The following is a 22,214-nucleotide window of genomic DNA, read 5'->3' as shown; positions in this document are numbered from 1 at the left end:
AATATTGCCCTACCCCCTATTGCCTACTGCCGGGGGGGGCCTGGGCGCCAGCCCCGCCCGCTGCGCACGATCTCCTTGATGGCCTGCACGACTTCCGGATTCGACAGCGTCGTCACGTCGCCGACGTCCTCGCGGCCGTTCGAGATGGCCGCGAGAATGCGCCGCATGATCTTTCCGGACCGGGTCTTCGGCATGTCCGGCACCACGAAGACGTTGCGCGGCTTGGCGATCGGGCTGATCTCCTTCGCGATCGTGTCCACGATCCGCCGCTTGAGGTCCTCGCTCGGCTGGTGGCCCGGATGGAGCGCGACGTACAGTTCCGGCATGATGCCCTTGATCTCGTCGCGCGCGGCCACGACGGCCGCCTCGGCCACCTCGGGCACCTGGAGCGCGGCGTTCTCGATCTCCTTCGTCCCCAGGCGATGCCCGGCGACGTTGATCACGTCGTCAATGCGGCCGAGGATGCGGATGTAGCCGTCCGCCGCCTGCACGGCGCCGTCCCCCGCCATGTACGGCCAGTCGCGCCAGTCTTTGCTGTGCGAGTCCTTGCAGTACTTCGCGAAGTACGTGGCCACGTAACGGTCCGGGTCGCCCCAGATCGTCTGCATCTGGCCCGGCCAGGGGTTCCGGATGCAGAGGTTCCCCGCCTTGCCGGACCCCGGCGGGATCTCGTTGCCTTCTTCGTCGTAGATGACCGGATGGATGCCGAGCACGCCCGGGCCCGCGCTGCCCGGCTTCATCGGGTGCAGGGCGGGCGCCGTCGTGCAGAGGAAGCCGCCGGTCTCCGTCTGCCACCACGTGTCGACGATGACGGCCTCGCCCTTGCCGACGACGTGGTAGTACCAGCGCCACACGTCCGGTTCGATCGGCTCGCCGACCGTCGTCATGTGCTTGAAGTGGTAGTTGTACTTCTTCGGCTCGTCCGGGCCGGCCTTGCGCAAGCCGCGGATGGCGGTCGGCGACGTGTGGAAGATGTTCACCCCCAATTCCTCTGCGATTCGCCACGGGCGGCCGGCGTCCGGATGGGTGGGCGTGCCCTCGTACACCACGGTGGAGGCGGCCAGCGCCAGCGGGCCGTACACGATGTACGAGTGGCCGGTGATCCAGCCGATGTCGGCCATGCACCAGTAGACGTCCTCCGGGTGAATGTCCTGGTAGTACTTGGCCGTCCCGGCCACGTAGGACAGGTACCCGCCGGTGCTGTGCTGGACCCCCTTGGGCTTGCCGGTGGAGCCGCTGGTGTACATGAGGAAGAGCGGATCTTCGGCGTTGACGCGCACCGGTTCGACGATCTGGTGCCGGTAGGCGCGGATGACGTCGTTGATGATGAAGTCGCGGCCCTCCACGAGCGGCGTACGGCTGGAGTACTTCCCCGGATACCGCTGCCAGATGAGGACCTTGTCGATGCGGAGACCGAGCTTCGCCGCCTCCTCCACGGCGACGTCGGCCTTCTCCTTGTGGTCGAGCAGCGTGCCGCTGCGCCAGTAGGCGTCCATCGTGATCAGCACCGTGCTGCCGCAGTCCGCGGCCCGTTCCGCGCACGCCTTGCCGCTGAATCCCCCGAAGACGACCGAGTGGATCACGCCGAGGCGCGCGCAGGCGAGCATGGAGATCGGCAGCTCGGCGACCATCGGCATGTGGATGGTGACGCGGTCACCCTTCTTCAACCCGGCGAAGTCCCGAAGCAGCGCGGCGAACTCGTTCACCCGCAGGTACAGTTCCTGGTACGTCATGTGGTGGATCGGCTCGTCTTCCGGTTCGGGGACGAAGTGGATGGCTGTCTTGTTGCGGTATTTCGCGAGGTGACGGTCGACGCAATTGTAGCTGGCGTTCAGCTGTCCGCCGACGAACCAGCGCCAGAACGGCGGGTTGCTCGTGTCCAACGTGGTGTGCCAGTACTTGTACCAGTCCAGAAGGTCGGCGTATTCCTTGAAGCACTCCGGAAAGTTGTCCAGGCTGAACCGCTGGTACATCGACGGGTCGTTGAGGTTCGCCTGGGCGATGAACGAGGCCGGCGGGTGATAGTACTCTTCTTCTTTCCAGTGGACGGCGATCTCGGCCTCGGAAGGCTCCACGTCTCTTTCCAGCGCCATGGCCCTGCCCCTCCTTCTGGCATCTTTACCCAATAGGTTTCGGGAAGACCGCAGGGCGGGTCAAGCGCGAAATCCGGTGGTCTGAGAGCGTCGCGCCCCGATCGCTGGGAACGTGGCAGGCGCACGATCGCACATGAACGCATTCTTTAGAATCCTATTGCAAATCCATTGCGCCACGAATCGACATGATCCCCTACACAATAGAACATTTGATATCACGATAACTTGTCATGTCGTGTCGCCGCGACCCCAGCGCCGACCGCCGGTGGGCATCGAGCCGCCCGGCGGGTGACGGTGTCGCCCTGCCTCCGAGCGGCTCGGGCCCTTCCCCAGCCGCGTCAAACGGCGCTCTCCTCGGCGGCGGCTTCCTCGTCTCGCGCTTCCGCAACTCCGGCCGCGGCAGCGCGCCGCGCGGCCGCACCCGGCAACGCGATCCGCCGGCCGTCGCCGGCGCGGAACAGGTGGAGCCGCGAAACCGGCAGGCGAATCCCAACGTTTTCGCCCTCGACGACGGCTGCATCCGCCGGGACGAGCGCGCACACCCGCACGCCCGGGCCCGTCCCGGACGACGTTTCGACGATCACCAGCTTCTCGTGCCCCAAAAGCTCGACGGCCGCCACGGCGCCGTCCACCTGCCCCCTGCCAGGCGCCACGAGCTGCACGTGGTGCGGCCGCACGCCGATCTCTACCTCCTCGGCGCGTCCCTCGAGCGGCAGCGGCAGGGCGACCGGCAGGCCGTCCACATGCAGGCGGGAACCGGTCATCCGGCCCCGGAACCAGTTCATGGGCGGCTGGCCGATGAACGCGGCCGCCTCGCGGTTCGGTGGCAAGTGGTACAGGTCGTACGGCGCGCCCTGGGCGACGCACCGCCCAGCGCGCATGAGGACGACCCAGTCGGAAACCGTCAGCGCCTCGGTTTGGTCGTGCGTCACGAGCACGGCCGTCACGCCCAGCTCACGCTGGACGCGCCGGATCTCGGCGCGCATGGTCAGGCGAAGCTGCGCATCGAGGTTGGAGAACGGCTCGTCAAGGAGGAGAAGCGAGGGCCGCTTCACCAACGCGCGCGCCAGCGCCACGCGCTGTTGCTGCCCGCCCGAAAGTTGCTCCGGCCGGCGGTTGAGAAGCTGCTCGACCTGAACGAGTTCCGCCATCTCCTGGACGCGCCGGCGGATCTCGCCGGAGGGCAGCCTCTGCATGCGCAGCGGGAAGGCGATGTTCTCGAACACCGTCATGTGGGGGTACAGCGCGTAGCTCTGGAAGACCATGCCCACGTTTCGCCGCTGCGGCGGCACGCCGGTGACGTCGACGCCGTCGAAACGGATCGTCCCTTCACTGGGGCGCAACACACCCGCGAGCATGAACAGGGTCGTGGACTTGCCGCAGCCGGAGGGGCCCAGCAACGCCACGAGCCGCCCCTCGGGAAACTCCAGCGAGAGGTCCGACACGGCGGTCACGTGCCCGAACCGTTTCGTGACGTGGTCCAGCCTCACTCTCATCGCTTCACACCCCCCGAGTACAGCTCGACCAGGAATCGCTGCAAGAAGAAGTAGACGAGGAGCACCGGCGCCATGTAGAAGACGGCCACGGCCGCGACCGTGCCGTAGTCCGCCATGTCGGCCTGGGACAGGAGGCTCCCCAGATACACGGACAGCGTCTGCGTCTCCGCGCCGGGCGCCAGCACGTAGGGCAGGAGGAACTCGCTCCACCCCGACAGGAACGCGAACACCCCGGACGCGACCAGACCCGGGCGGATGATCGGCAGCACGACGCGGCGCCATACCGTCAGGCGGTTCGCGCCGTCAAGCAGCCCCGCCATCTCGTGATCCCAGGAGACCTGGTCGTAGAAGCCCTTGAGGACCCAGGCGTGGAACGGCAGGTCGAGCGCGATCTTCGCCAGCACCACGCCCAAGAGCGTGTCGTACAGGCCGAGCCGCTGAAGCAGCACGAACATGGCCACGAGCAGCGTGATGCCCGGAAACGCGTGGAGGATGATGAGCATCGACAGCCACAGGCGTCGCCCGGGCACGTGCAGCCTCGACAGGGCGTACGCGGCCGTGCTCGCGAGGCCGATCTCGCCCAACGCCACCAGCGCCGCGAACAGGAACGTGTTCAGCGTCAACTTCCACACGCTCGGCGCCATGGGGTCGGCCGACCACAGGAACGACCAGTTTCTCGCCGTGAGCGCCAGCGGCCGGAACCCCTCCATGCCGTCGCTCCAGGAGGCCAGCAACAGCCACGCGTAAAACGCCGCCAGCGGCAGCGTCACCGCCGCCAGCAAGAGCCACGCGCCCCAAGCCGGGCGTCGCGTCTCGCTGACCGAACCGAGCACCGCGCTCACCTCCTCCTTCACGCCGCTTCAATGCGCGGCCCGCCCGTCATCGTCCGGAAGTTGAAGAACCGCAGGTAGAGAACGGACGCGGCCACGCCGATGAGGACCAGCACCGTGGCCAGCGCCGCGCCGAGGCCGAACTGCGCGTTGCCGAAGTAGTTCGACAGCGCCGTGTGGAACGCGTACAGCGCCCAGACCTCCGTCGTGTCGTAGCCCGGCCCGCCGTTTGTGGCCAGAAGGATGTACTCGTACGAGGCCAGCAGCGACAGCGTCTGGTAGGCCGCCACGAACAGCGCCGGCCACCTCAGCTGCGGCAGCACGATGTGCCGGATGAGGGACCATGAGCCGGCCCCGTCCACGTGCGCGGCGACCAGTTGCTCGCGTGGAATGGCCCGGATGGCCGCGGAGAAGATGATCATCCCCATCGACGCGCCCACAAGGCCGTTGATGGCGATGACCATCGCCCACGGTTTCGCGTAGAGCCAGTTCTGCGTGCTGTCGATGCCCAGCCAGCCGAGCGCCTGGTTGATCACGCCGTACGGCGGCTCGGCAGCCATGTACTTCCACACGAGGACGTACACCACGGACGGCGTGATGCGCGGCAGAAGCCATGCCGCGCGAAACAGGCCGCCCCAGCGCTCCGGCACGAGAGACGTCGCCAGGGCCAGCACCAGGGCCAGGCCGACGTTGAACAACACGAGCGTCGTGCCGACGTAGAAGAACGTGTTGCGCAGGACCAGGCCGGCGGACGGATCGCCGAGGATCCGCCGGTAGTTGTCGAGCCCGATCCAGCGGAAGCCGCCCAGACCGGTGGCCACGCTGACGTCCGTGAGGCTCATCAGCAGCGTCAGGACGACCGGCACGACGAAGAAGACGAACACCACGAGCGCAAACGGGAGAAGGAACAGGAGCGCCAGGCGCCCGGACCGCGCCGGGCGCCGGTCGCCCCCCGCGTGCGGGCGGGTGGATCGAGTGGCCTGGCCCCGCCTGCGGCGCGGGCTCATCGGATGATCACCTGGTCGCGGAGCTGCGACTGCAGCTGGCGGACCACGACGTCGACCGCCTGCTGGGGCTTCTGCTGCCCCGCGATCACCGCCGACAGCCCGCGGTACACGGCCTGGTCATAGTTGCCGAACTGGCCGTGAAGCGGCAGGAAGCCGGCGTGCTCGACCATGTAGGCCACGTCGTTCAGCAGCTTGTCACCCTTGTAGTCCGCGTTCTGCAGCTCCGAACGCATGATCGCCAGGTGATTGCTGGCCACCGCGTGCCGCGCGTTGAGCTCAGGAGCCGTCGCCTCAAGAATCAACCGCGCGGCCAGGTCCGGGTGCTTGGACTGGGCCGTGACCATGTACACCAGCGGATGCGACAGCGTCACGCCCGGATGGCCGCGCTCTCCGGCCGGCAGAAGGGCGTAGCCCAGGTCCTGCATCCCCTCGTCCGAGAGCCCGTACTGGTCCTTCCACACCGCGACCTGCCAGGATCCGCCGACGAAGAAGCCGACCTTCTTTTCGCTCACCGTCCGGTGCCAGATCGACCAGTCCGTGCCCAGCAGCGACGGCCGCATCACGCCGAGTTCCTGGCTGGCCCGCGCGAAGAACTCGTACTCCTTCAACAGCGCCTGCTTGTCCAGCACAAGCTTCCCGGTCGACGGGTCCTGCAGCTGGCCCCCGAAGGCCAGGTAGAACATGTAGAAGTCGGGCCCGGGCTGCGGCCGTGTCCAGAAGCCCTGCCCGGCCGGGACGATGCCCTTGTCCTGAAGCTGCTTCGCCGTCGACAGCACGTCGTCCAGCGTGAACTCGCCCTTCAGGATGCGATCCGGCAACGTGCGGATCTGCTCGTCGCTCCAGCCGAGTTGCTTGAGCTGCGACTTCCAGTAGAAGAGCGGCCGCGCCTCCACGTCCTGCGGAATCGCCCAGATCTTCCCGTCGAGGGTCACCGACTTCCAGAGCGTCGGAAAGATGTCGTCGTACACGGGCTTGCCGCGGACATACTGGTCGAGGGGGACGATGTACCCCGCCGCCGACCACGGCGCCACGTCCTCGTGGCCGCTGAGGATGATGTCCGGCGCCTTCCCCGCCTCGGCCGCAAGGATGAACTGCTGCTTGTACTGGTCCCACGGGCGATCCACGTGCTGTCCCTCGAGACGGACGCGCACGCGGTCGCCCTCCTTCTCAAGTTCCTGGTTCAGCCGCTCGGCCGCGTCCTTAAGATTGTCGAAACGGTACCGCTCCGTCGGCCCACCGATGGTGATCGCGCGGAGCGTCACCGTCTCGACGCGGCCTTCGACCGATGGCGCCGCGGCGCCCTCCTTTGACCCGGCCGCGCCGCAGCCGGTCAGGACGCCGGCGACAAGCGCCGCCGCCGCCAGCGCCGCGGCCCGCTTGCGCCAACCCACGTGCTTGCGCTGACCGGACAATCGCAGCACCGTCACGCACCTCCCGAACGCGAATCGTGATGCACGCGCGCGCTAGAGTGAGCGCCGGTCCGCGATGGACCCCGCAATGGCCGACACGCGAGACGTCTCGTCTTAGGGAAATGAAGGTAACGAAGGCCTTCGGACCAAGCGAGCGCCTTGTTGGCAGCCGCTTGACGTGAGTGCTAACAGCGGTTGGAACTGTACCTGACGGGCGCGCAGCCTGTCAAGTCACGGAAACGCTCAAGAACGCGAGATCGACGGCCGCCGGGCGGCCTACCAGGCGGCGACCTGCCCGTCCGCACGCGGCTCGCTGCCGCCGACGAGCACCCCGTCCGGCAGGCGAAGGATCACCTGACCCCGTCCGAAACCGCCCGAGCCGAGCGCCCATCGAGCCGCGTGGCCACGCCGCGCCAGCGCTTCCACGATGTGGCGCGGCACGCCCTCTTCGAACTCGACCGCGCGGCCTTCGATCCATTGCCAGCGCGGCGCGTCGAGGGCGGCCTGCGGGTTGAGGTGGAAGTCGACGAGATTGCTCACGAGCTGCACGTGCCCCTGCGGCTGCATGAAGCCGCCCATCACGCCGAACGGGCCGACGGGCTGCCCGTCCTTCGTGAGAAAGCCGGGGATGATCGTGTGGTAGGGCCGCTTGCCCGGCGCCAGGGCGTTGTCGTGCGTGGGGTCCAGGCTGAAGTTGTGACCCCGGTTCTGCAGCGCGATGCCCGTCCCGGGGACGACGACGCCAGACCCGAACCCCATGTAATTGCTCTGGATGTACGAAACCATGTTGCCCTCCGCGTCGGCCGTGCAGAGGTACACCGTCCCTCCGGCGGGCGGGCGTCCGGGCGCCGGCTCCAGCGCCTGCGCGCCGATGGAGCGGCGTCGCTCCTCGGCGTATCCCGGGGAAAGCAGGTCGGCCACGCGGACCGACATGGACCGGGGGTCCGCGATGTAGCGGAGCCCGTCCGCGAACGCGAGCTTCACCGCTTCGATCTGCAGGTGGTAGGTCTCGACGGTCTCGCGTGCGGCGAACTCGAAGCCGTCCAGGATGTTCAGCGCCATGAGGGCGACCAGCCCCTGCCCGTTCGGCGGCAGCTCCCACACGTCGTACCCGCGGTAGCGGACGTGGACCGGGTCGACCCACTCGGGGCGGAACGATTCCAGGTCCTCCTTCCGCAGGTACCCGCCCTGCTCCCGGGAGGCGCGGTCGATCCGTTCCGCCAGGTCTCCGCGGTAGAACGCCTCGGCGCCCGTCTCCGCGATGCGCTGCAACGTGCGCGCGTGGTCCGGCGAGCGCCACACTTCGCCGATGCGCGGCGGCCGGCCCTCCGGGGCGAACGTCTCGAACCAGGCGCGGAACGTCTCCCGTTCAGGCTGGGCTTCGTACACGCTGTAGGCGCGTTGCCACGCCGCGCCCAGCACCGGGGAGACGGGGTAGCCCCGCTCCGCGTACGCCACGGCCGGCGCCAGCGCGCGCTCCAGGCCGATGCGCCCGAAGCGCGCCGACAGGGCAGCCCAGGCGGCCGGCGCCCCCGGCACCGTGACCGGCGCCCACCCGTAGCGCGGCAGTTCCGACAGCCCCGCGCGATGGAGCGCCTCGATCGAGAGCAGGCGCGGAGCCGGCCCGCTCGCGTTCAAGCCGTACAGCCGCCCGTTGGTCCACACGATGGCAAACGCGTCCCCGCCGATGCCGTTCGACGCCGGCTCGAGGACGGTCAGCGCAGCGGCGGTCGCGACGGCGGCGTCGATCGCGTTGCCTCCGGCCTGCAGCACCGAGAGCCCCGCCTGCGCCGCCAGGGGTTGCGAGGTGGCCACCATCCCGTTGGCGGCGTAGACGGGATGACGACGGGACGGGTACGGAAACATCAGGGGATCGAAGCGCAACGACGGCACCTCCAGGAGCGGGTCGACGAGGCCGGTCATCGCCGGCCGGGCACCCGATTCCTTCTTCTCGCGCGACCGCGTTCCTGCGCCGCGGCCATCACTCGCGGCGCTGGAACGCGGCGAGCCACGCCACGGCATCGTCGACGGTGCCGGTGCGGGCGCCCTCAAACTTCGGCGGCCCCTGCACCTCCCGGTGCGTGACGGCATGCGCGTCCCCGGCGAGGACGAACACGCGCATCCCCACCGCCGCCGCGGCGCCGTCGAGATCCGGGTCGTTGCCCACGAGGGCGCACGCCTCCGGGGCGACGCGCGCGAGCCGCGCGAGCTCCAGGAAGTAGTCGGGCGTCGGCTTGAGGGCGTGGGCCTCCTCGGCGCCTAGCACCAGCGCGAAGGCGGCGGGGTCGAGCCCGCCCCATGCCAGGCGCTTGAGGATGGTCTCCCGGGGAAAGACGGGGTCGCTCGCCAGGCCGAGGAACGCGCCCAGACCGCGCGCCGCCTCCACAAGGCGGCGCGCGCCGGGAATGGCGCGCACGGTGCCGGCGAGGCCGTCGTACCGCGTGGCGTAGAAGCGTTCGAAGAAGGAGGCGACGTCCTCGAACCTCAGGCCGAGCCGGCGCGCGATGCCCCGAAGCATCCGCTCGCCGACGGGCGCCGGCCGGAATCCTTCGGCGCGGACCTCCTCGGTGGCGGCGTTCACCGCGGCGACGAGTTCGGCGCCGCGATCGCCGCCGAACTCCTGAGCCAGGAGAAGAAAGTAGCCTCGATAGAAGTCGGCGGTGGTCTCCACAAGAGTGCCGTCCAAGTCGAAGAACACCGCGGCCGGGCGCCAGCCGCGCGCCCCCGACCCGCCGGCCGGTGCTGCGATCATCGGCTCTCCATCGACCTCGCTCTGCGGACGTTCTTCAGGTGTTCCTCATGCGTCTTCGCGTAGAGTAGGTGGCCGTCCGGCAGGGCCACGAAGTAGAGGTACGGGACGTTCGCCGGTTCCAGGGCGGCGCGGATGGCGTCGAGCCCCGGATTGCAGATCGGGCCGGGCGGGAGGCCCGCGTGCACGTACGTGTTGTACGGCGACGGATTGGCGAAGTCGGCGCGCGTCAGCTCCTTCGCGGGCTTGCCCACGGCGTACGCCACCGTGACGTCGCTGCCCAGCGGCATGCCGAGCTTCAAGCGGTTGTGGAAGACGGCGGACACGAGCGGCCGGTCCTGGGGATATTTTGTCTCAAGCTCGATGATGGAGGCCAGGGTGACCGTCTGGTGCACCGTCATCCCCAGCGCCCGGCTGCGCGCCGCGAGTTCCGGCGCCCACACCTCGGCGAAGCGGCGCGTCATCGCGCGCACCGCCGCGTCCGCCCCGCTGCCGTACGGCACCGTGTAGGTGTCCGGGAAAAGATAGCCCTCGAGCGGCTCCTTCACCTCCGCCCCCGCCGGCAACCAGGCGGCGACGCGGCTGCGCTGCGTCGTGGCGGCCGCGACGGCCTTGGCGTCGCCGAACCCCTCCCGGACGAGCAGCGAGCGCACCTGCGCGACGGTGTACCCTTCAGGGACGGTGAACCGGACGGTCGCCACGTCTCCGCGCGCCAGGCGCTCCAGGATCTCGTGCGTGGTCATCGAGGGGCTGAGGCGGTACCAGCCAGCCTGCAGGCGACCCGCCAGGCCGTCGAGACGGGCCGCGAGGCGGAACGCCAGGGCGTTCTTCACGATGTGCCGCTCCGCGAGGATCCGGCCGATGCCCCCGGTGCTCGCGCCTTCCGGGATGCGGACCAGGACGGCGTCTCGGGACTCCGGGTCGGCGGGCGCGACCAGGGAAAGCGCAGCCGCCGCGGTCGACGCCAGGAGCAATGCGGCCGCGGCCAGAACGCCTGCCCAGGCCCATCGCCGCACCGCCGTCCCCCGCTTTCCGAGCCGGAAAATCCCCCCAAGTATAGCATGAACCGCCCGTGCGGGCGGTTCATGGATGTCGCGGTGAGCGAGGGACGGAGGTCAGTTCCAGTCCTCTTCGTCGTCCTCGTCGTCCCCTTCGTCCTCGTACGTGCCGTATTCCTCGTCGTCTTCCCACTCGGACTGGATCTCTTCCCAACGAGCGGCGACCCGTTCCCACTCGGCGTCGTCCTCGATGTCGACGAGCACCTCTTCGCCGTCCTCGTCCTCCTCGATGCGCAGCACGACGGCTTCGTCGTCCTCTTCTTCTTCCGGAGTCAGGACCGCGTACCGCTTGCCGTCGACATCGATGACATCGAGCAGTTCAAAGGTGTGTTCCTGGCCTTCGTCATCCGTCAGGACGATGTGCTCGTCCTCCAAGTACTCCTCGTCGTAGCTGTCGTTGGCCACGCCGAGTCACCTCCTCGTCGGTGCTATGCGTAGTGTATCCGAATCGCAGGACACCATAAAGCAAGATTTTAGCCGACCGCGGCCGGCGGCGTGCGGCCGCACAAGCGCCGTGCCGCCGCCTCACCCGTCCCCCGCGCGCCGGTGGCGTTCGAGGTACGATTGTAGAATGAGCGTCGCCGCGACGGCGTCGACGACCCGCTTCCGCTTGGCCCGCGAGAGGTCGGCGTCCAGAAGGGCGCGCTCCGCCTGCACCGTGGTGAGACGCTCGTCCCACTCCTCCACCGGGACCGGCAGCCGGCGTCGCAACTGCTCGGCGAAGCGGCGCGTGCGCCGGGCCCGCTCGCCTTCGCTGCCGTCCATGTTGCGCGGAAGGCCGACGACGACCCGCTCGACCTCGTACCGGCGGACGAGGTCCAGGACCGCGTCGCAGTCGCGCTCGTCCCGCGTGCGCCGCAGCGTGAGGAGACCCTGGGCCGTCCAGCCCAGCGGATCGCTGACGGCCACGCCCAGCGTCCGCTCGCCGACGTCGAGCGCGAGCACGCGCAAGGTCAGTCCCTCCCCCAGTCGCGCCGCGGCGGCAGCAGCCGCGCCACGACCATCCCCAGCGCGAAGCCGCCGATGTGAGCCCAGTACGCGACCGTCGCCACTCCGGGCATGCTGACGGCCGCGAGGCCGTTGGCCAACTGCACGAGGAACCAGTACAGCAGGAGGAGCAGCGCCGGAACCTCGATCACGGTGATGAAGATGCCGAGAAAGATGAGCGTTCGCACGCGGGACCGCGGGTACAGCACCAGGTACGCGCCCAGCACGCCGGCCACGGCGCCGCTCGCGCCGATGGCCGGCACCAGGGAACCCGGGTTGGCCAGCACGTGCGCGACGTTCCCCACCACCCCGGCCGCCAAGTAAAAGAGGAGATAGCGCAGCGAGCCCAACCGCGCCTCGATGTTGTCCCCGAACACCCAGAGGAAGAGCATGTTCCCGGCGACGTGCAGCCAGCCGCCGTGAAGGAACGTGGCCGTCACCAGCGTGGCCAGGACGTGGGGCTGCGACAGCGCGGCGCCCTGCCAGGCGGCGTCCACGCGCGCCGGGATCACGCCCCATTGCGCGATCAGCGCCTGGGCCGCGTCCGGAGGCAGCAGCCACTGGCGCATGAACACGTAGAGGTTGACGAGGATCAGCGTGATCGTCACCCACGGAAACCTTCCGGACGGCTCGCTGTCGCGTAACGGGACCAGAAGCTCGACCTCCTCGCGGTGATGGGGGCGGCGGCGCCTGCGGCCGGAACGCCGGGCGGAACGTCAGGCGGAACCGAGCATGGCGCTCACAGCCTCGCGCGCCGCCTTGAGCGCGTCGGCAAGCCGCGTGGCGTCGCGCCCGCCGGCCTGCGCGAAGTCCGGACGGCCGCCGCCTCCGCCGCCGATGGCGCGCGCGGCCCGCGCCACCACCTCGCCGGCGTGCGCGCCGCGCTCGACGACATCCCGCGTGAACGTGGCGAGCAACATCGCCCGCTCGCCCACGCGCGCGGCCAGCACGACCCCGCCGGAGCGCAGCCGGTCGCGGACGTGGTCGGCGAGGGTGCGCAGGCCGTCGGCGTCGTAATCGCGCACTTCCGCGAACACGACCGGCACGCCGTGCACCGGCTCCGCCGTCGCGGCCAGCCGGTCCGCCTCGCCCCTCGCCGCCTGGGCGCGAAGGGCGGCCAGTTCGCGCTCGCGCTCCTTGAGGCGCGCCATGAGGTCTTCCACCTTCGCCGGCAACTCCTCGACCGGCGCCTTGACCGCCTCCGCCGCGGCGGACAGCAGCGCCTCGCGGCGCTTGACATAGTCATATGCCCCTCGGCCCGTCACCGCCTCCACGCGGCGCACGCCGCTGCCCACGCTGCCCTCGGACGTGAGCACGAAGAGGCCGACCTCCGCCGTGTTGCGCACATGCGTGCCGCCGCAGAGCTCGATGGACGGCCCCATCGACACGACGCGCACGATCTCCCCGTACTTTTCCCCGAAGAGCGCCATGGCTCCCATCGCCTTCGCCTCGTCCAGCTTCATGTGCCGGACCTGCACCGGGTGGGCCGCCAGCACGGCCTCGTTCACGCGCGCCTCGACCTCCGCCAGTTGATCGGGGCTGGGCGCCGCCAGCGCCGTGAAGTCGAAGCGCAGGCGGTCCGGCGCGACGAGCGAGCCCGCCTGGTTCGCGTGCTCGCCGAGCACATCCTTGAGCGCCCGGTGCAGGAGGTGCGTGGCGCTGTGGTTGCGCATGATGTCCCGGCGCCGGTTCTCGTCGACGCGCGCCTGGACGACGTCGCCCACGGCCAGGCGTCCTTCGGTGACCGTGGCCGCGTGAAGGAAGACGCCGGCCTCCTTGCGCGTGTCCTCCACACGGGCGCGGCCCGCCGGGCCTTCGAGCCAGCCGGTGTCGCCCACCTGGCCGCCCGACTCGGCGTAGAACGGCGTCGACGACAGCACGACGAGCACGCGCTCGCCCTCCCGCGCCTCCGGCCGGCCGGCGCCGTCCGCCGCGATGGCGACGACCTCCGCTTCCGCCGCGAGGCGGTCGTAGCCCACGAACTCCGTGGGCGGCAGCGACTCCGCCCATTCCCCGCCCCGCGTCGCGGCGCCGATCTTCGCCTGCCAGTCCGCCCGGGCACGGCGGCGTTGCTCCTGCATCACGGCTTCGAAACCGTCGCGATCGACCGTCAGGCCGGCCTCCTCCGCGGCGTCGACGGTCAGGTCCAGCGGGAACCCGTACGTGTCGTAGAGACGGAAGGCGTCCTCGCCGGAGATCTGCCCACGGCCCGAACGCTTCGCCTCCTCCACAAGCTCGTCCAGCAGCTGCATGCCCTGCTCCAGCGTCTGGCCGAAGCGCTCCTCCTCCTGCCGGATCACGCTCTGCACAAACTCCTGCGCGCCGGCGATCTCCGGGTACGCCTCGCCCATGACGTCGACCACGGCCGGCACCATGTCGCAGAGGAACGGGCGGTCGAGGCCGAGCTTCCTCCCGAAGCGCACGGCCCGGCGCAGGATGCGGCGCAGCACGTGGCCGCGCCCCTCATTGGACGGCACGACGCCGTCGGCGATGAGAAACGTGCACGCGCGGGCGTGGTCGGCGATCACGCGGAAGGGGAACCCGGCGGGTCCGCGGTCGTACGCGCGGCCGGAGAGTTGCTCCACGCGGCGGAGCAGCGGCAGGAAGAGGTCCGTGTCCCAGTTCGTGTCCACGTCCTGGAGCACGGAGGCGATCCGCTCAAGCCCCATGCCGGTGTCCACGCTCGGCTTGGGGAGCGGCGTCAGCGTCCCGTCCGCCCCGCGCTCGAACTGCATGAAGACGAGGTTCCAGATCTCGAGCCAGCGGTCGCAGTCGCACTTCCCGATGCCACACTCCGGCGCGTCGCAGGCGTAGCGGGCGCCCCGGTCGATGAGGATCTCGCTGCAGGGACCGCAGGGACCGGTGTCGCCCATGGCCCAGAAGTTGTCCTTCTCCCCCAGCCGGACGATGCGGTCCGCCGGCAGGCCGGCAATCTCCTGCCAAAGCTGCGCAGCCTCGTCGTCCTCGCGGTAGACCGTGGCCCACAGCCGCTCCATCGGCAGCCCGAAGACCTCCGTGACAAGCTCCCAGGCGAAGGTGATGGCCTCGCGCTTGAAGTAGTCGCCGAACGAAAAGTTGCCGAGCATCTCGAAGAACGTGTGGTGACGCGCCGTCTTGCCCACGTTTTCCAAGTCGTTGTGCTTGCCGCCGGCGCGCACGCACTTCTGCGCCGTGGTGGCCCTCCGGTACGGCACCTGGCGCTGTCCCGTGAACACGTCCTTGAACTGGACCATGCCGGCGTTCGTGAAGAGCAGCGTCGGGTCGTCGGCCGGCACCAGCGACGAGCTCGGCACGCGCGCGTGGCCGCGCTGCTCGAAGAACTCCAGGAAGGCGCGGCGGATTTCGGCGGATGTCCGCGGTCGCGTGACCGTCGTGGACATGTGGAACCACTCCCTTAAAAAAAATCCCCCGGCCGTCGGCCGAGGGGCGAACATCCTTCGCGGTACCACCCTGCTTCGCGGCTGCCTCGCGGCAACCGCCTCGCCGGCCCGCCACCCGCGCCCCGAAAGGAGCGCCCGGCGGGCCGCACGCGCCGTATCGCGGCGCGGCGCCGGACTTCGGCGTCTCCGCCTACCGTCCGGAGCTTGGACCGGGCTGGCCGCCGCGCGGACAGGGCCTTTCACCGACCGCCCCTCGCTGGGTTCCGCGCCGTCCGCGGCCTCGTGGTCCGCATCGCTGCGTATGGGTGCGCATAAACGCTGGCAGCATTCTACAGAACCGCGGCGCCGATGTCCACACGCCCCGGCGCGCGCCGGCGAAACGGATGCGGTCCCTGGTCACCGCACCAGAACCCGGTAGAAGAAGCGCGCCGTCACCACGAGGAACCCGACGAACGGCACGGCCAGGATCACGCCGCCCAGGCCGGCCAGCTGTCCGCCGGCGAGCAGGGAGAAGATGACGACGAGCGGGTGCAGCCCCAGGGTGGTCCGCATCACGAAGGGCCCCACCACGGCGCTCTCAAGTTGCTGGATGATGACGAACGCGATGACGACGGACAGGGCCAGACGGGAGGACTCCGTGAGCGCCACCGCCACGGACGGGACGGCGCCCGCGACCGGCCCGAAGTAGGGAATGAGCTCGCCGAGCCCGGCCAGCGCGCCGAGCAGCAGGGCGTACGGGACGCCCAGCACGAACAGCGCGAGCGTCGCGAGCGCGCCCACGATGAACGCGAGCGTCAGCTGGCCGCGCACGTACCCCGAAAGCATCGCGTCGAGCTCGCCGAAGTAGCGCATCAGCGACTGGCGCGCCTCCGGAGGGAGCCAGCGCACCGACGCCTGCTTGAGCCGCGGCAGGTCGACGAGCATGTAGAACGCCAAGACCGGCGCGACCGCCAGGACCAGCACGTCCCGCGCCAGCCCCACGAGCCCGGAGAGCCAGGCGCGCAACCGCGCGTGGAGGGACGCCTGGGCGCGCTCGATCGCGGCGTCGATCGCGTCGCGCACGGTCGGCGGCAGCGCGGCCCGGGCGTAGTCCCGCTGGGCGTGCTCGATGGCCGACTGGACCTGCCGCGTGTACTGGGGCAGGCGGTCGGCCAGGTTCTGCACCTCGGTCACGAAGACGGGCACCGCGAACGCGACGAGCGCGGCGAGGACCACGCCGACGAGCGCGTAGACGAGGAGCACCGCCCACGGCCGCGACAGGCCGTGCCGCGCCGCCCACTCCACGAGGGGCGCGAGGAGGTAGGCGAGGGCCGCCGCCAGTGCAAACGGCGCGAGCGCGCCACGCAACAGGTACGCCAGCCCGACCACGGCCCCCACCGCCGCCGCGCCCGCGCCCCAGCGCACGGTCGGTCGAGCCAGCCACGCGCGCAACGGCAATGGATTCGGGCCTTTCGTCTAGTCTTTGAGGGCGCGCCACGCGTAACGCAGGCGACGGCCTGCGCGGCTCATCCGGCGTTCCGCCTCGTTCCAGCCATGGCGCGCCATGCGCGCGGCCATGCGGCCCTGGCGCAGGATGCGCATGGCCCAGCGGTAGCGCCACCGGCGCTCCGCCACGAACCAGGCCAGCCCGGCCACGACCATCCCGCCGGCCAGCATGCCCTGCCAAAAGCGACGCATCACTCGCTCACCTCCGCGCCGGCCGTCCCCACGGATGCACCCGTGTGGATCGGGACCAGCTCGCCCTCTTCGTCCACGCTGTACACCGCCAGCTCGTCGCCGTGCCAGCCGAACTCGACGCAGCAGTCCCAGCAGAAGAACTGCTCCGCGGCGATCCTCCCGGTCCGGCGCCCTCCGCACTGCGGACAATCCACGTTGCGGACCTTCCTCCCGTGTCTCGATTAGGCACAGTGTGTCACGGTCGGCGCGCGCTTAACCGGAGACCGGGTCCCCGGCGGGCGCCGTCCCTTCACCGGCCGGGCCGGAGCGGACGATGGCCACGTCGCCGCCCGTCCACACGAGGCGCCCGTCGGCCGGCAGGAAGCCCTGGCCGTCCACGATGTCCCGGACCAGCCCTAGGCTCACGCTGTAGCCGAGGATGCGGCCCGTTTCGGGATCGAAGACGACGTCGTCGATCGTGCCCTGATCGCGCCCTTTCTCGTCGACGAGCCGCGTACCGAGCGCCGAGCGGTGCCGCCGCCGCATCGCCTGAAGCCGGTCGCGCCGCTCGCGGCCGGCGCGCAGGACCACGTCCGTGCGGACGAGGACGGCAGACGGGCCGATCTCCGCGACTTCCTCGAAGGGAACGATGCGCTCGCCGCGCCACGTCCCGCCGCCGTCGAGAAGGAAGCCGACGACGCGGTCGCCGCCCTGCCCGACGAGGATGTCGACCACCCGGCCGAGGACCCGCGCGTCGTCCCGGCCGAGGACGGGCAGGCCGATCACTTCCGAGCGACGCCGTCGTTCCACGTCGCGTCCCTCCCGGCCTAGTGTGCCCGGCGGGCGGCGAACGGGCGTCGGTGGTCACGCCAGCGCGTGGACATGCAAAACGCCCCGTGCCGGCGCACGGGGCGTGACGCCATCGAGATCCTCGAAGGGGCTCAGTGCGCGGCCGCGAGACGCTCGAGCGGGTGGCCGGCGCCGCGCAGGGGGGCTTCGATCGTGCCGCCGCCGACGACCTCGTCGCCGCGGTAGAACACGACGGCCTGGCCGGGCGTGACCGATCGGGCCGGTTCGTCGAAGACCATGCGCACGCGGCCGTCCTCCTGAGGATGGATCACGCCCCGCACGGGCTGGCCGTTGTATCGGATCTTGGCCTCGACCGGCACGGGCTCCGTCAGTTCCGGCCACGCGATCCAGTTGAGGTCCTCCGCCACCAGCCCCTCGCAGTAGAGCGCTTCCTCCGGTCCCACGATGACCGCGTTGCGCTGCGGATCCAGCGCGACGACGTACAGCGGCCGGTCGGCGTGGATGCCGAGGCGCCGGCGCTGGCCGATGGTGTACGCGGCCAGGCCGAAGTGGCGGCCGACCTCGCGGCCGTCGAGGTCGAGGATGGGCCCGGGCGTCATGCCCTGCGGGGCGCGCTCCTGGACGACCTCCGTGTAGCGGCCGCTGGCGACGAAGCAGATCTCCTGGCTGTCCGGCTTGTTCGCGACGAAGAGGCCGCGCTCCGCCGCCATCCGCCGCACCTCGGGCTTCGTGAAGCCCCCGAGCGGCAGGAGCGTCTGCGCGAGCTGGTCCTGCGTGAGGGCGTACAGCGCGTAGGACTGGTCCTTGCGCGCGTCGACGGCGCGGCGCAGGCGGTAGCGGCCCGTGAGCGGGTCGCGGTCCACGCGTGCGTAGTGGCCGGTGGCCACGTAGTCGGCCCCCATCTGCCGGGCCTTGTGCAAGAGCGCGTCGAACTTGATGTACCGGTTGCAGGCGAGGCAGGGGTTGGGCGTGCGACCGCGCGCGTAGTCGGCGACGAAGCGGTCGATGACCTGCGTCTCGAAGATGTCGCGGAAGTTCAACACGTAGTAGGGAATGCCGAGGCGGTCCGCGACGGCGCGCGCGTCGAACACGGCCCCGAGCCCGCAGCAGCCGCCGCGCTCCTGCACGACGCCCGGCTCGTCCTCCGGCCAGAGGTTCATGGTGACGCCGATGACCTCGTAGCCCTGCTCCTTCAGCAGGGCGGCGGCCACCGAGCTGTCGACACCGCCGCTCATCGCGGCGACGACCACGCCGCGGCTCATGCGGATCTCACCTTTCTCACGCGCGCCACGGCCTCCTCAAGGATGGCGAGCGCGCGGTCGACGTCCTGTTCCGTCGTCGGGCGGCCGACGGTCAGGCGCAGCCCGGCCGCCGCAAGCTCCCGCGGCAGCCCGAGCGCCAGGAGCACGTGCGACGGCTCGATGCTGCCGGACGTGCAGGCGGAGCCGCTGGACGCGGCAAGCCCGGCCAGGTCGAGGTGGACGAGCAGCGCCTCGCCGTCCACGTCCGCGAGGCTCACGTTGACGTTGTTCGGCAGGCGTCCCTCGCCGGCGGGCCCGTTCAGGCGCGCGCCGGGCACGCGGTCCAGGATGCCGGCGATCAGGCGGTCGCGCAAGGCGGTGAGCCGCGCCGGCTCGCCCTCCGCGAGCGCGGCCATCGCCAACTTCGCCGCCTTGCCGAGCCCCGCAATGCCGGCGGCGTTCTCGGTGCCGGGGCGCCACGCCCGCTCCTGCCCGCCGCCGAACGTCAGAGGCTTGAGGCGCAGGCCGCTGCGCACGTAGAGCGCGCCCACGCCCTTCGGGCCGTAGATCTTGTGCGCCGAGAGCGAGAGCAGGTCGACGTCCAACGCCTGCACGTCGACCGGGATCTGGCCGACGGCCTGCACGGCGTCCGTGTGGACCCAGGCGCCCACCTCGTGCGCCACGCGCGCGATCTCGGCGACGGGCTGAATGGCGCCCATCTCGTTGTTGGCCAGCATGACCGTGACGAGCGCCGTGTCCGGCCGCAGCGCGCGGCGGACCTCGTCAGGGTCGACGAACCCCTCGCCGTCGACCGGCACCACGGTGACGTCGAATCCCTCGGCGCGGAGGGCGTGGCACGCGTCCAGCACGGCGTGGTGTTCGATGGCGCTCGTCACGACGTGCCGGCGCCCCTCCTCCGCCCGCGCGCGCGCGGCGCCCAGCACGGCGAGGTTGTCGGCCTCGCTGCCGCCGCTTGTGAAGATGACGTCCCGGAAGTGCGGGGCATGGATGAGCTCCGCCACGCGGCGACGGGCTTCGTCCAGCGCCCGGCGCGCCGCCCGGCCCGTCGCGTGGATGCTCGACGGGTTGCCCCAGTTCTCCCGGAGGGTCTCCAACATGACCGCGGCCACGTCCGGGTGGACCGGGGTCGTGGCCGCGTAGTCAAAGTACAGCTGGCCCATGCCGGCCGCTCCTTCAGATGTAGTACATGTGAGCCAGTCGCTGCCGCGCCTCGCGATCCTGCTCGACGAGGTCGGCCAGGGTGATGTTGTCGACGACGTCCTCGATGGCGCGCCGCACCTTGATCCACACGTCCTGGGCGACGCAGACCGTCTTTTCCCCGCAGAAGCGGTACGCGTAATCCGGGCCGCCCAGGGAGCATTCCGTGGGCGCGATCGGCCCTTCCAGCACGCGGAGCACGTCTCCGACGGTAATATCCTGCGGATCCCGGGCGAGCATGTAGCCGCCCTGCGCGCCGCGCACGCTCTGCACGAGACCGGCCTTGCGCAGCGGCGAAAAAAGCTGCTCCAGATAGTGTTCCGAAAGGCCTTGTTTCTCCGCGATTTCACGCAAAGGCACGGGGCCTTCGCCGTACCGCAGGGCGAGCTCAAAAAGAGCCTTCGTGCCGTAACGGCCTTTGGTCGTGATGTACACCGCCGCGTCTCCTTTCCGCGCGCGTATTCAAGGCCGCCGCCAGGCGCAAATCCGGGCGCGGCCGCGATCTTGCCGCGCCAATTCCGGGTGAACGCACTGCTTTGTCTTCATCGTACGGGTTCGCGTCGCGCGCCGTCAATGAGAGGAGAAATTGTCAGGACCCTTCGACCGGCGCTGCGCGCGCAGGCGCTCCAATCGCTCGCGGATCGTCTGCTCCATGCCGTTGGACGTCGGCTCGTAGTAGCGCGCGTCGCGCAGATCCTCGGGGAGGTACGGCTGATCGACCCAATTGCCCGGGTAGTCATGCGGGTAGAGGTAGCCGACGCCGCGGCCCAGGCGCGCGGCGCCGCTGTAGTGGGCGTCACGCAGGTGCGGCGGGACGGTCAGGCCCTTGCCCGCCTCGACGTCGCGCAGGGCCTTCTCCAGACCGGCGTAGGCCGCGTTCGACTTGGGACACGCCGCGAGAAAGGCGACGGCCTGCGCGAGCGGGATGCGCGCTTCCGGGTAGCCCACCATCAGCGCCGCCTGCGCCGCGGCCAGCGCGATGGACGTGGCTTGCGGGTAGGCGTTGCCGACGTCCTCCGCGGCCATGACGACGAGGCGCCGGCCGATGGTGGCGAGGTCGAAGCGCACCGACACGAGGCGCGCGAGGTAGAACAGCGCGGCGTCGGGATCGCTGCCGCGGACGCTCTTCTGCAGCGCGCTGAGGAGGTCGTAGCCGTCCGACTCCGAGAACGTGTGCAACTCGGCGCGCAGGCACTCCCACAGCCGTTCCTCCTCGACCGCGCGACCCTCCGGCGTCTCCGGCGCCGTGAGCACGGCGAGCTCCAGGGCGTTGAGCGCCGCGCGCAGGTCGCCGCCGACCGCGCGCGCGAGCTTCTTCAACAGGTCGTCGTCCACGACGGGCCGCCAGGCCGCGAGGCCGCGCTCCTCGTCCGCGAGCGCGCGCCGCAGGGCCGTCTCGACGTCCGCCGGGGAAAGCGGCTTGAGCTCCAGGATCGTCGAGCGGCTTCGCAAGGCGGGCGGCAGCGAGAGAAAGGGGTTCTCGGTCGTCGTCCCGATGAAGATCACGCGGCCGTCCTCCACGGCCGGAAGCAGCGTCTCCACCTGGTTGCGCGCGAAGCGGTGGACCTCGTCCACATGGAGGACGAGGCCGCCGGGGCCCGCCGCGTCGATGGCCTCGCGCAGCTCCTTGACGCCGCTGCTGACGGCGTTCAGCGAGACGAACGGCCGGCCCGCGGTGCGGGCGATGATGTGGACGAGGCTCGTCTTGCCCGTCCCCGGCGGCCCGAAGAGGATGAGGGAGCGGAGCGCGCCCGATTCCAGCATCCGGCGCAGGATGCGGCCGGGGCCCACGAGGTGCTCCTGGCCGACGACCTCGTCCAGCGTGCGCGGCCGCATCCGCGCGGCCAGCGGCGCGCGGCCGGGGTCGGGGCGCGGTGTGCGGGCGTCGTTCACGGCGGGCGCCTCCCTCGTTGGCCGGCGCTGCGGACGCGCCGGCCTCACGGTCTCATCGTAACGGCCGCGCCGCGGCCGGTCACACGGTGGTTGCTCGTCTCGCGCGCCAGGCTCTCTTCCCGTTCCGGTCACGCGGCGTCACGGCGCGCTCGCGGCCGGCGACGGCGTACCGGCCGACGCTCCGGCGGCGCCCGTGGCCGCGAACGGGTCGCTGCGGCCGGCGGCCGGCGGGGGCGGCGGCAGTTCAGCCGTGCCCTCAGGGCTCAGCGGGAACGCGAAGGTGTACGCGCCGACCGGCGCCGCCGGCGAAGCCAGGGCCGCCCACTGCGCCGCGTCCTCGCCTGCGGCCGAGGCGTCCGAGAACAGCCGCACCCTCTCCAGGGTGAC

At 70.6% G+C, this 22,214-nt stretch carries 21 protein-coding genes; all 21 read right to left on the bottom strand.

All coding sequences use genetic code 11. The features are described 5' to 3' along the window. Positions 1–23 precede the first annotated feature (23 nt). Positions 24–2,093, bottom strand: coding sequence for an acetate--CoA ligase (gene acs, locus IRZ18_02995; protein MBX5476073.1), 2,070 nt, complete (start codon positions 2,091–2,093; stop codon positions 24–26). A gap of 338 nt (positions 2,094–2,431) precedes the next feature. Beyond that, entirely contained in the window at positions 2,432–3,589 is a 1,158-nt protein-coding gene (locus tag IRZ18_02990; GenBank protein ID MBX5476072.1) for an ABC transporter ATP-binding protein, read from the bottom strand. Further along, entirely contained in the window at positions 3,586–4,422 is an 837-nt protein-coding gene (locus tag IRZ18_02985; protein MBX5476071.1) for a carbohydrate ABC transporter permease, read from the bottom strand. The genes IRZ18_02990 and IRZ18_02985 overlap by 4 nt, the downstream gene beginning before the upstream one ends. Before the next feature lie 17 nt (positions 4,423–4,439). Further along, positions 4,440–5,426 (bottom strand): sugar ABC transporter permease, encoded by a 987-nt coding sequence (locus IRZ18_02980; protein MBX5476070.1) that lies wholly within the window; start codon positions 5,424–5,426, stop codon positions 4,440–4,442. Beyond that, entirely contained in the window at positions 5,423–6,853 is a 1,431-nt protein-coding gene (locus IRZ18_02975; GenBank protein ID MBX5476069.1) for an extracellular solute-binding protein, read from the bottom strand. Before IRZ18_02975 ends, IRZ18_02980 begins: the two co-directional genes overlap by 4 nt. 258 nt (positions 6,854–7,111) lie before the next feature. Beyond that, positions 7,112–8,701, bottom strand: a complete 1,590-nt coding sequence (locus tag IRZ18_02970; protein MBX5476068.1) for a gamma-glutamyltransferase family protein — start codon at positions 8,699–8,701, stop codon at positions 7,112–7,114. Positions 8,702–8,816: 115 nt separating this feature from the next. Next, entirely contained in the window at positions 8,817–9,587 is a 771-nt protein-coding gene (locus IRZ18_02965) for an HAD family hydrolase (protein MBX5476067.1), read from the bottom strand. After that, positions 9,584–10,600 (bottom strand): endolytic transglycosylase MltG, encoded by a 1,017-nt coding sequence (gene mltG, locus IRZ18_02960; protein ID MBX5476066.1) that lies wholly within the window; start codon positions 10,598–10,600, stop codon positions 9,584–9,586. Before mltG ends, IRZ18_02965 begins: the two co-directional genes overlap by 4 nt. Before the next feature lie 99 nt (positions 10,601–10,699). Continuing rightward, a complete protein-coding gene (locus IRZ18_02955; protein ID MBX5476065.1) occupies positions 10,700–11,047 on the bottom strand; it encodes a DUF1292 domain-containing protein in 348 nt (115 codons plus the stop codon). A 120-nt stretch (positions 11,048–11,167) separates the two neighbouring features. After that, positions 11,168–11,593, bottom strand: coding sequence for a Holliday junction resolvase RuvX (gene ruvX / locus IRZ18_02950; protein MBX5476064.1), 426 nt, complete (start codon positions 11,591–11,593; stop codon positions 11,168–11,170). A 2-nt stretch (positions 11,594–11,595) separates the two neighbouring features. Continuing rightward, positions 11,596–12,282, bottom strand: coding sequence for a rhomboid family intramembrane serine protease (locus tag IRZ18_02945; protein MBX5476063.1), 687 nt, complete (start codon positions 12,280–12,282; stop codon positions 11,596–11,598). Between the two features lie 63 nt (positions 12,283–12,345). Continuing rightward, positions 12,346–15,009 carry an alanine--tRNA ligase gene (gene alaS / locus IRZ18_02940; GenBank protein MBX5476062.1) on the bottom strand — a complete coding sequence of 888 codons (2,664 nt, stop codon included), beginning with the start codon at positions 15,007–15,009 and terminating at the stop codon, positions 12,346–12,348. 396 nt (positions 15,010–15,405) lie between these two features. After that, positions 15,406–16,440 carry an AI-2E family transporter gene (locus IRZ18_02935; protein MBX5476061.1) on the bottom strand — a complete coding sequence of 345 codons (1,035 nt, stop codon included), beginning with the start codon at positions 16,438–16,440 and terminating at the stop codon, positions 15,406–15,408. A 24-nt stretch (positions 16,441–16,464) separates the two neighbouring features. Further along, positions 16,465–16,689, bottom strand: a complete 225-nt coding sequence (locus tag IRZ18_02930) for a hypothetical protein (protein ID MBX5476060.1) — start codon at positions 16,687–16,689, stop codon at positions 16,465–16,467. Beyond that, positions 16,686–16,880: a hypothetical protein gene (locus tag IRZ18_02925; protein ID MBX5476059.1), complete on the bottom strand. Its 195-nt coding sequence runs from the start codon at positions 16,878–16,880 to the stop codon at positions 16,686–16,688. The genes IRZ18_02930 and IRZ18_02925 overlap by 4 nt, the downstream gene beginning before the upstream one ends. Before the next feature lie 58 nt (positions 16,881–16,938). Continuing rightward, positions 16,939–17,475: a PRC-barrel domain-containing protein gene (locus IRZ18_02920; protein MBX5476058.1), complete on the bottom strand. Its 537-nt coding sequence runs from the start codon at positions 17,473–17,475 to the stop codon at positions 16,939–16,941. Between the two features lie 131 nt (positions 17,476–17,606). Then, entirely contained in the window at positions 17,607–18,737 is a 1,131-nt protein-coding gene (gene mnmA / locus IRZ18_02915; protein MBX5476057.1) for a tRNA 2-thiouridine(34) synthase MnmA, read from the bottom strand. Further along, positions 18,734–19,897 carry a cysteine desulfurase gene (locus tag IRZ18_02910; protein MBX5476056.1) on the bottom strand — a complete coding sequence of 388 codons (1,164 nt, stop codon included), beginning with the start codon at positions 19,895–19,897 and terminating at the stop codon, positions 18,734–18,736. Before IRZ18_02910 ends, mnmA begins: the two co-directional genes overlap by 4 nt. 13 nt (positions 19,898–19,910) lie before the next feature. Further along, on the bottom strand, positions 19,911–20,369 hold the full coding sequence (locus tag IRZ18_02905) for an Rrf2 family transcriptional regulator (GenBank protein ID MBX5476055.1): 459 nt from the start codon (positions 20,367–20,369) through the stop codon (positions 19,911–19,913). A 135-nt stretch (positions 20,370–20,504) separates the two neighbouring features. After that, positions 20,505–21,770 (bottom strand): replication-associated recombination protein A, encoded by a 1,266-nt coding sequence (locus tag IRZ18_02900; protein ID MBX5476054.1) that lies wholly within the window; start codon positions 21,768–21,770, stop codon positions 20,505–20,507. Positions 21,771–21,965: 195 nt separating this feature from the next. Further along, positions 21,966–22,214: hypothetical protein (locus IRZ18_02895; protein MBX5476053.1), on the bottom strand; the 249-nt coding region annotated here is incomplete at its 5' end.

This window comes from Clostridia bacterium (assembly GCA_019683875.1).
In the GTDB taxonomy this organism is placed as follows: domain Bacteria; phylum Bacillota; class Sulfobacillia; order RBS10-35; family Bu92; genus Bu92.
The sequence above is the reverse complement of the archived record's forward strand: the minus strand, read 5'-3'. Positions and strand labels throughout refer to the sequence as shown.

Excerpts from the sequence above, each read along its gene's own strand:
- acs (MBX5476073.1), bottom strand. The coding sequence starts at position 2,093 with ATGGCGCTGGAAAGAGACGTGGAGCCTTCCGAGGCCGAGATCGCCGTC.
- IRZ18_02990 (MBX5476072.1), bottom strand. The coding sequence starts at position 3,589 with ATGAGAGTGAGGCTGGACCACGTCACGAAACGGTTCGGGCACGTGACC.
- IRZ18_02980 (MBX5476070.1), bottom strand. The coding sequence starts at position 5,426 with ATGAGCCCGCGCCGCAGGCGGGGCCAGGCCACTCGATCCACCCGCCCG.
- IRZ18_02970 (MBX5476068.1), bottom strand. The coding sequence starts at position 8,701 with ATGTTTCCGTACCCGTCCCGTCGTCATCCCGTCTACGCCGCCAACGGG.
- IRZ18_02965 (MBX5476067.1), bottom strand. The coding sequence starts at position 9,587 with ATGATCGCAGCACCGGCCGGCGGGTCGGGGGCGCGCGGCTGGCGCCCG.
- alaS (MBX5476062.1), bottom strand. The coding sequence starts at position 15,009 with ATGTCCACGACGGTCACGCGACCGCGGACATCCGCCGAAATCCGCCGC.
- mnmA (MBX5476057.1), bottom strand. The coding sequence starts at position 18,737 with ATGAGCCGCGGCGTGGTCGTCGCCGCGATGAGCGGCGGTGTCGACAGC.
- IRZ18_02910 (MBX5476056.1), bottom strand. The coding sequence starts at position 19,897 with ATGGGCCAGCTGTACTTTGACTACGCGGCCACGACCCCGGTCCACCCG.
- IRZ18_02900 (MBX5476054.1), bottom strand. The coding sequence starts at position 21,770 with ATGCGGCCGCGCACGCTGGACGAGGTCGTCGGCCAGGAGCACCTCGTG.